This is a genomic window from Moraxella sp. I5G, assembly GCF_055193055.1.
Genome location: NZ_JBUXLH010000024.1, coordinates 1 through 6,549, shown reverse-complemented (window position 1 = coordinate 6,549; position 6,549 = coordinate 1). Strand labels below are relative to the sequence as shown.

Here is a 6,549-nt window from a genome sequence, read left to right as displayed (position 1 = left end):
ATTTGGGCGAATAATCATAAAATAGAAAATAGCAAAAAATACCAATAAATCTAATAAATTTTGAGTTACCTTATTAGCAATAGTTATTTAAAATATATTCTTTTAGATCAAGTATAATGTAATATTTTGTAAATTATATTAACTTTTGTAAAGTTAGTTGATTTTTATATGTAAATATCTATAATATTTTATTTTTTAGTTCAATGATATTTATGTTGGAAAAATTTATACTTATTTGGCAATACAGAGAATTTAGATCCAATATCTTATTTGCGTTATTCTTATTATTTTTACAAATAGTATTATATTATGTACATATAGGGGGTAGAGATATTCCACTGGAAGTAGATTTAAATTATACTTCAGGTATGTTAAAGACTGTAGAAGTTGCTAAAGATCATAAAAATCGACCAATTAAACATATTAGAATTCATGATATAAAAAAGAATCAATACATTACTATTTCTTGTGGCGATCATGTTTTTCCAAAATATTTATTAACTGATTGTAGTTATCTTGATAAATATAATAATAAGTCAGTAACAGTCGGCTGGTATAAACAAAATGATATATTGTGGTTTAGTAATGATATTCCACAAATGGCAGTATTGGATGTTGATGGCGTAGGTCGTGTGGTTAGTTATTATACAACCATAGCTGAAGCGAGATTTGATAATCGATTTTTTTTTCTAGTAATATTTTTTGTAAATACATACTTTCTGGTAGCTTATTATAAAGGTTTTAACCGAGATTTATCTGAAAAAAATAAAGACATTAATTTAAAGGTTTAATTTTATGACTTCAAAGATTTTAAATCCTAAAGATATTGCTGAAACTTTAACTATGTTGGGCAAAGGTACAGCACTCTTGCAATCAAAAAAATATTTCCAAGCAGGGTAATGCATAAGAACTTCTTAAATGATAAAAGGGATAATTAGATATTGTCAATTGTGCCGCTGGACAAGACTGTAATCACGCTGGCGCGCTGGATTTAACATCAGTATGATTGTTTAGGCTGATAATGGCATATTCGCCTTCTATTTTTTGATTTTACCAACAAGACCACCTGCAAAAACAACTTCATTACCAACACTTAAACCATCAACTATTACTTTGTGTTCTTTATTGCGTTTAGAGTTTGGGCAAATAATCATAAAATAAAAAATAGATAATGTTAATTCAATGAATTAAATAAATATTAAGTTGTTTTATTAATAATAGTTGTTTAAAATATATTCTTTTAGATAAAGTATAATTTAATAATTAGCAAATTATGCTAACTTTTGTAAAGTTAGTTGATTTTTTATCATAAATATTTATAATCTTAGTAATCTTAATATTTTGCTTTATTTAAAAGTTTTTTTAAATGATGAAATTTTTGTATTCTAACATTTATATATTTATCTTGATTGTTTTTTCATTAGCCAGTTTATCTTGTTCTAATGATAATAAACCACATTACAAAGATAGTTTAAAAAAAGTAGATAAACGCCCAATTGATGAATATGGTCAGCGTTATGTGGTGGGTCATTTGGGTAGTAAAAAAGTAAATCTGCCATCATCTGTTGCTGGTATTGTGGAATATAGCGGCTCGCCTTTTTGGTCAAAGACATCAAAGTATATACCAAGAAGTGAAAGAACGTATGATGATGCCATTACATCTTTTGGATTTGATATGCGTATGGATGGCATGTTGCACCAAACTTATTATAAAACACCTGAAGATAGCCGTATTGCTTATCAACAAGAGGAAAGAACGCCGCAAAGTCAATGGTTAAGTGTTGGTATTTTGGCTAATGAGCATTATGTCCCTTACTATGGTGTAATTAGTTTTAATAAATATATAGAACGTTTAGAATATCAAAAATCATATCCATGGTTTCAAACACAATTACAAGATAACATGCTATATGGATTATATATTTTTTTAAGACCCGATGTTATTAATCCTAATACAGGGAAGTCTTGGAGGGAAGATGATATCGGTGATGTTATTACTTATGTTTCTGTGAAGAACGGTATAGTACAAACAACCATTGATTGTAATCCCAATTCACAATATGAAAATGCTAGAACATGTACTCAACGATTTTCGCTTGATCCAGAATGGCAAACTGAAATTTATGTGAGTTATAAAATAGCATTACTTCCTCGATGGCAGGAAATTGAAGCTCTGATTAAAGCTCAGATGAATGAATTTGTTATTAATGAAGTTATCAGCTAAGACGCCCCGTGATTTTGCTAGAGGATTAGTGTTTGTAGATAAAAAACAGGAAAGTACACTTATTCTCTTCCTACATTGGGCAGTCTTGATGAAGTTGATAGAGTGTCAGTGAGTGAGGACGATAAAAAACAAGCAGAAAAATGGCTTAATGATGCTGAAGTTATGAAAGGAATTTGGGAATCTATGAAGCATTGGTTTCAAAACCCTAAGGATATTCTATCAGAAATGTTTGATGATGTTTATTATAATTGGTTTCCCAATTCTTTTAAATATGGCTTGACCTAAACCGCAATGGCACACATACCTTTTACGATCCGTTAATATTGGATTTGGATTACAATGGCATTAGTACAGCGGCAATCGATAATAAATATTTTGATAAAAATACCTTTTTGATTTTGATAGTGATGGTATAGCGCATGCCACAGGCTGGACAACTACTGATGGTATTTTGGTTCGTGATATTAATAACGATGGCATCATTAATAATGGCACGGAAGTTTTTGGTGATTACACCATAAAACAGGACGGCACTCGCGCCAAACACGGTTTTGATGCACTTGCTGATTTGGATGAAAACAAAGATGGTAAAATTGACAATCAGGATAGTTTATTTGCCCAATTGAAAGTATGGCAGGATAAAAATAAAGATGGAATTAGTCAAAAAGAAGAATTGCAAAATTTAACTGACCTTAATATTCAAAGTTTAAATTTAGATTATAAAAATAGTAATCAACAAAGTCAGGGCGGTAAAATATCGCAATTATCCAATTATACCAAAAATGATGGCACAACCTACCAAATGGGAGATGTAGATTTTAATTTTAGCCATGTTTTTAGTCAGCAAAAAGAAAGTTTAGATATTAAAGATGTCAAGCATTTATTAAATTTGGCAGGTAGGGGTAAGGTTCGCAGCTTACAAGAAGCTAAAAATACTGGAAATCAATTGTATTAAAGGTGCAATAAATCAACATTTGCTATTTAATGGAATGGCTGATGACATCATAAATAGTAATGATGGCAACGATTATTTAAATTTGGAAAAGATTGGCGGTTCTGTGATATTAACTTTAGATAAAGATGGTATTGGAGAAAAACATAACGCCCAAAAATTTATTGACTTTGGCTATCAACCACAAATGCAAAGTTTAGAACAGTTAATCAATCAAGGAAATATTATTATTTAAAATTAATAAGTTAAAAATCACCCTAAAATTATTTAGGGTGATTTTTATTGACGAAATTTAGTCTTTTGCGTTTTGGAGTGCAGGGTCGGCAAAAATTACGGTTTCTTCGGTGAATTCTGGTTTTATTTTAACCACAAAATCCTCACGAGATAGACCCATGCGTAAAGGAATGGAGCTTGCGATATAAATGGATGAATAAGTACCCGCAATTGTACCTAGCAATTGAGCCAAAGCAAACCAGAACAACCCTTCGCCACCTAAAAATAGCAGTGCAAGCACCACCACCAAAACCGTTCCCGATGTCATAAATGTGCGGCGTAGCGTTTCGGTTAAAGACAAATCAACCACTTGTATGGGCGTTAAACCGCGCACACGACGGAAATTTTCACGAATACGGTCGTAAACAACGATGGTATCATTTACGGAATATCCAACCAGTGCTAAAACAGAAGCCAGTACGGTCAAATCAAATGGCCAGCCAAACAAAGCAAATAAACCACAAACTACAATGACATCATGAAATAATGACAATACAGCGCCAAGTGCCAATTTAAATTGGAAGCGTATTGCAACATAAATCAACATTAACCCAAGTGCTAAAGCCAACGCCATAGCAGAATTTAGATAAATTTCACTACCAATTTGACTGCCAATAACATTGATGTTTTCAATGGTAGCAGGGTTATCTGGTAGAGCCAAAGTGTCTGTTAATTCAATTTTAAGTTCATCAGCGGTTTTGCCATCTTGCGGCGGTAAACGCACCAAAAGCTCATCACGTGTGCCTAGATATTGCACCACCGCATCACTGTAGCCCTTTTGGTTTAATGCGGATACGACCTCGGTTTGGGCAACAGGTTCTTTATAGCGAACATCCGCTGATACCCCACCTGTAAAATCCAGTCCTAAATTCAGACCCTTTACTGAAAGTGCAACCACACTGGCAATCACTAGTAGTACTGATAGTGCCATCATGAGTTTTTCAAACTTCATAAATGGCAAAATTCTTTGGTGTGCGATTAATTTGATACCACCTGCTTTTTCACTGGCCTCATCATCAGTTGCAACATCAGCAATAATGGCTTGTTCTGAAAGTTTGGCATTAGCATTGGCGGCAGCATTACTACCTTTGCCATTGCGACGCGGCGCACGTCTGCGTGTTCTGGGCTCACTCGGAGTAGGGGTCAAAGGATTTTTTTCTTCGTCAGTCATGCTTATTCTCCTATCCGATACTCAGTTTGGTCAAATTTTTACGATAACCATACCAAATTTGCATTAATGCACGTGTAACGATGATGGCGGTAAATAAAGACGTGATGATACCAATAGCCAAAGTTACTGCAAAGCCCTTAATAGGACCTGTGCCAATGACAAACAAGATAAAGGCGACCAAAAGCGTGGTTAAGTTTGCATCAATAATGGAAGTAAAGGCTCGGTCAAAACCAGCTAAAATTGCGGATTTAGCCTTAGCACCTGCTGCCATTTCTTCTCGAATACGCTCAAAAATCAAGACGTTGGCATCAACCGCCATACCCATAGTTAACACAATGCCCGCAATACCCGGCAAGGTTAAAGAAGCGCCGATAATGCTCATTACCGCAGCAAGCATTACAATATTAAAGGCAAGTGCAATATTAGCAATCACTCCACAAGCTCGATAAAATACAACCATCCATAAAAATACCAATAAATAACCAATTTGAGAAGCAAACAAGCCTTTATCAATATTTTCTTGACCTAAAGAGGGACCAATGGTGCGTTCTTCAACAAAGTACATCGGCGCTGCTAGAGCTCCCGAGCGTAGCAACAACGCCAGTTCAGATGCTTCAGCCATGCTATCAAGCCCTGTAATAACAAATGATGAGCCAAGCACAGCTTGAATGGTGGCGCGGTTAATCACGCGTTTTTCAGCGTAAGGTGTACGAATTTCTTTAGTTTCGCCTGTGGTTTCATCGGTTTGATAACTGATTTTTTGTTTGTTTTCAATGAATAAAACCGCCATTTGTTTGCCAACGGATGTTCTTGTAGCATTTTGCATTAATCGACCACCAGCAGTATTTAAATCAATGGCAACACGTGGACGACCATTTTCATCAACATCTGCTTGAGCGCTTTGTACTTTATCACCAGTTACAATCGCTTGACGACTTAATAAAATGGGCGGACCATCTAAGGTCTCAAATGGAAAAGCTTCTGTGCCAGCAGGAGCGATGCCACCTGTAAAGTTTTGAGCTTCATCGCTAACCATGCGAAATTCAAGATTGGCAGTGCGTCCCAAAACACGTTTGGCTTCAGCGGTATCTTGGACACCGGGTAACTCCACCACAATGCGATTGCTGCCTTGGGACTGCACCAAAGCTTCTGCAACTCCCAGTTCGTTAATACGATTACGTAATGTGGTTAAGTTTTGACTAACCGCATCTTGATTGATTTGGGTGAGAGTTGTTTGGTTGTAGGTAATTTGCAAAATTGGACCTTCAGGACTTACCAAAGGACGTAAGTCAAATTGATTGCTCATACCCTGCAATGCTCGTTGGGCTTTATCGCGACTATCAGCATCATCAAAGGTTAAAACCAAACCATCCTCAATAGTTTTTGTACTTTTTGAGCTTAGTTTTTCTTTACGAAGTGTGTCTCTGACTTCTTGGCTGGCTGTAGAAAGCCTTTGCTCCAAAGCCTTAGACATGTCCACCTCCAATACAAACCGCACTCCACCACGCAAATCCAATCCAAGTTTCATTGGTTTTGCGCCAACTTGTTTTAACCAGTCAGGAGTTGTTTGGGCTAAGTTTAAGGCAATGACGTAATTTTCACCAAGATTTTTGCGTAGAATCTCTTGAGCTTTTAGTTGGTCTTCAGCGTTATTTAGACGAATCAGTACTGCATTATTTTCGATATTGCCCCCATGATGACTAAGCCCTGCTTTTTCAAGCAAAGTTTGTGATTGGGTCAATACTTCAGTGTTTAGTGTTGCACCAGCACTGGTACCAGTGATTTGTACGGCAGGTTCATCCGGATAAAGATTGGGTAGTGCATAAATTGTAGAAATAATCAGCACTATTGCAATCAAAAAATATTTCCAAGCAGGGTAATGCATAAGGACTTCTTAAATGATAAAATGGATAATTAGATATTGTCAAT

At 35.4% G+C, this 6,549-nt stretch carries 8 protein-coding genes; 5 read left to right on the top strand and 3 right to left on the bottom strand.

Annotated features, from left to right (window positions below; genetic code table 11):
• Positions 1-212: 212 nt before the first annotated feature.
• Complete coding sequence (locus ACZBKJ_RS09575) at positions 213-791, top strand: hypothetical protein (protein ID WP_463200864.1); 579 nt, start codon at positions 213-215, stop codon at positions 789-791.
• Positions 792-1,037: 246 nt separating this feature from the next.
• On the opposite strand, the gene ACZBKJ_RS09570 is transcribed toward ACZBKJ_RS09575, so the two are convergent.
• Positions 1,038-1,154, bottom strand: coding sequence for a preprotein translocase subunit YajC (locus ACZBKJ_RS09570; protein WP_463200863.1), 117 nt, complete (start codon positions 1,152-1,154; stop codon positions 1,038-1,040).
• Between the two features lie 251 nt (positions 1,155-1,405).
• Here ACZBKJ_RS09570 and ACZBKJ_RS09565 point away from each other — a divergent pair, with 251 nt between their 5' ends.
• From ACZBKJ_RS09565 to ACZBKJ_RS09550, 4 genes are all read left to right on the top strand, one after another.
• Positions 1,406-2,224, top strand: a complete 819-nt coding sequence (locus ACZBKJ_RS09565; RefSeq protein ID WP_463200862.1) for a hypothetical protein — start codon at positions 1,406-1,408, stop codon at positions 2,222-2,224.
• A 108-nt stretch (positions 2,225-2,332) separates the two neighbouring features.
• Positions 2,333-2,509, top strand: a complete 177-nt coding sequence (locus ACZBKJ_RS09560; RefSeq protein ID WP_463200861.1) for a hypothetical protein — start codon at positions 2,333-2,335, stop codon at positions 2,507-2,509.
• A 166-nt stretch (positions 2,510-2,675) separates the two neighbouring features.
• On the top strand, positions 2,676-3,179 hold the full coding sequence (locus tag ACZBKJ_RS09555; RefSeq protein WP_463200860.1) for a hypothetical protein: 504 nt from the start codon (positions 2,676-2,678) through the stop codon (positions 3,177-3,179).
• A 34-nt stretch (positions 3,180-3,213) separates the two neighbouring features.
• A complete protein-coding gene (locus ACZBKJ_RS09550; protein ID WP_463200859.1) occupies positions 3,214-3,411 on the top strand; it encodes a hypothetical protein in 198 nt (65 codons plus the stop codon).
• A gap of 57 nt (positions 3,412-3,468) precedes the next feature.
• Here the strand turns inward: ACZBKJ_RS09550 and secF are convergent, their stop codons facing one another.
• Both secF and secD read right to left on the bottom strand, forming a co-directional pair.
• Positions 3,469-4,620, bottom strand: coding sequence for a protein translocase subunit SecF (secF, locus tag ACZBKJ_RS09545; RefSeq protein ID WP_463200858.1), 1,152 nt, complete (start codon positions 4,618-4,620; stop codon positions 3,469-3,471).
• A gap of 10 nt (positions 4,621-4,630) precedes the next feature.
• Positions 4,631-6,505, bottom strand: a complete 1,875-nt coding sequence (gene secD, locus ACZBKJ_RS09540; RefSeq protein WP_463200857.1) for a protein translocase subunit SecD — start codon at positions 6,503-6,505, stop codon at positions 4,631-4,633.
• Between the last annotated feature and the right edge of the window lie 44 nt (positions 6,506-6,549).